We start from the raw sequence: 1765 nt of genomic DNA, 5'->3' as shown, positions 1-1765 counted from the left end.
CCCTGCCGATGGACTACGAACGGTCTGCGGCTCGCAGCTACGAAGGCGCGCATCTGGAGTTCGACGTCGAAGCTTCTCTCTCTGCGCGGCTGCGCGAATTGGCGGCCGAGCGTGAAAGCACACTGTTCATGGTGCTGCTTGCGGCTTATACCGTGCTGCTGTCCAAGTACAGCGGGCAGGAGGACTTGGTCGTGGGCACCTCGGTGGCGGGAAGAACGAACGCTGATTTGGAACCGGTCATCGGGATGTTTGTCAATACGCTGGCGATCCGCAATCGTCCGTCGGGCGACAAAACGTTCTTGTCCTACCTGGAAGAAGTGAAGGAAACGGCTTTGGGTGCTTTCGAGAACCAGGATTATCCATTCGAGGAGCTCGTGGAGCGTTTGAATGTGAAGCGGGAGCCGGGCCGCTTCCCGCTGTTCGATGCCGTTTTCGACTTGCAAAATATCGAAGAACGAGACGCCGAGCTGGAAGGGGCCAGCCTGAAGACTTACGAGCTTGACCATTTGGAAGAAGCGAAGTTCGATCTGACGCTGTTTATGTATGAAAACAACGGGGCGCTGAGCGGGGGCTTCTTCTACGCCACCAAGCTGTTCAAAGAAGCGATGATCCGCACCTTGACCGAGGATTACCTGCGGGTACTGTCTCAAATTGCGGAAAATCCACAACTCGAGTTAAGCCGGATTGAATGTCATAAACCGGCGGCAGGCGCAAAGAGTGCTGTCGATACGATCGAATTCGCGTTCTAATCCTACAAGCGCGCCTCCGCCGTCAAGCGAAAGCGGCGCGCATCCCAAGGAAGACGGCGAACAACGTCCAAGCCCGTAAACGCGCAGGCCGAAAGCAAGCTTTTCGGACCTGCGCCGGGGCATGCGTTCACTTCATTTTTAGGGGAGGTACAAATGAAATCTTTATTTGAAAAGGAAGAACGGTACTGGAGCGGCAAGTTTGACGCCGATGACAGCCTGAGCTTCCTTCCCTACAGTCAATCCTCCAAATTATCTGCCGACGGGGAAGCTGCGGCCGAGCTGGGCTTGCTTCACCGTACTCTGCCGAGCGAACTCTCGGAGAGAATCATTTGCCTCGCCAACGGTTCGGATTTGGCTTTGTACATGATTGTTTTGGCAGGAGTAAAAAGCCTGCTGTTCAAGTATACCGGGCGGGACCAAGTGCTGGTCGGCATGCCTTCTTATAGCGCAGACCCCGACGGGACTCCGCCGCCGCATGACATCTTGGTGATCAAGACGTCCGTAAGCCGCCAGACTACGCTGAAAACGCTGCTCGGGGGCATCAAAGCCTCCATCGGCGAGGCGCTGGAGCATCAGCACCTGCCTTTTCGGAAAATGGTGGAGCCGCTCCATCTGGACTATACGGGGGACGGCCTCCCGGTCGTCAACACCGTCGCATCCTTCGCCCCGATTCATCCGGGACCGCTAGGTAACCGGGTGGCGGCCGATACGGTTTTTCGCTTCGACCGCCAAAACCACTCCATCGAGCTGGAGATAAGCTTTGACGGGCAGCGGTACGAGCGGGCATTTGTGGAACAGGCGGCCGACCATCTTGTTCGGCTGCTGTCCGTGCTTTTATTTCAGCCGGATCTGGAGCTCGGACAAGCCGATGTGCTGTCCCCAGACGAGAGGGAGACGCTGCTGAAGCGATTTAATGACACCGAAACCGAGTTCGAGCGGGGGAAAACGATTCACGGCTTGTTCGAAGAGCAGGCGGAGCATTACCCGGACAACGTGGCCGCCGTCATGAACGAGCG

Annotated in this window: 2 protein-coding genes; both read left to right on the top strand. The window is 56.9% G+C overall.

Features of this window, described 5'->3' with window-relative positions; translation table 11 throughout:
* Nucleotides 1-749, top strand: a 749-nt coding sequence (locus tag L696_RS28310; RefSeq protein WP_081750692.1) for a condensation domain-containing protein, incomplete at its 5' end; no start/stop codon positions are given.
* A gap of 153 nt (nt 750-902) precedes the next feature.
* Nucleotides 903-1765: condensation domain-containing protein (locus tag L696_RS28305; RefSeq protein ID WP_245233303.1), on the top strand; the 863-nt coding region annotated here is incomplete at its 3' end.

Origin of the sequence: Paenibacillus maysiensis (assembly GCF_000520815.1) — a bacterium.
GTDB classification, from domain to species: Bacteria; Bacillota; Bacilli; order Paenibacillales; family Paenibacillaceae; genus Paenibacillus; species Paenibacillus maysiensis.
This window is presented reverse-complemented; position numbering and strand designations above follow the sequence as displayed.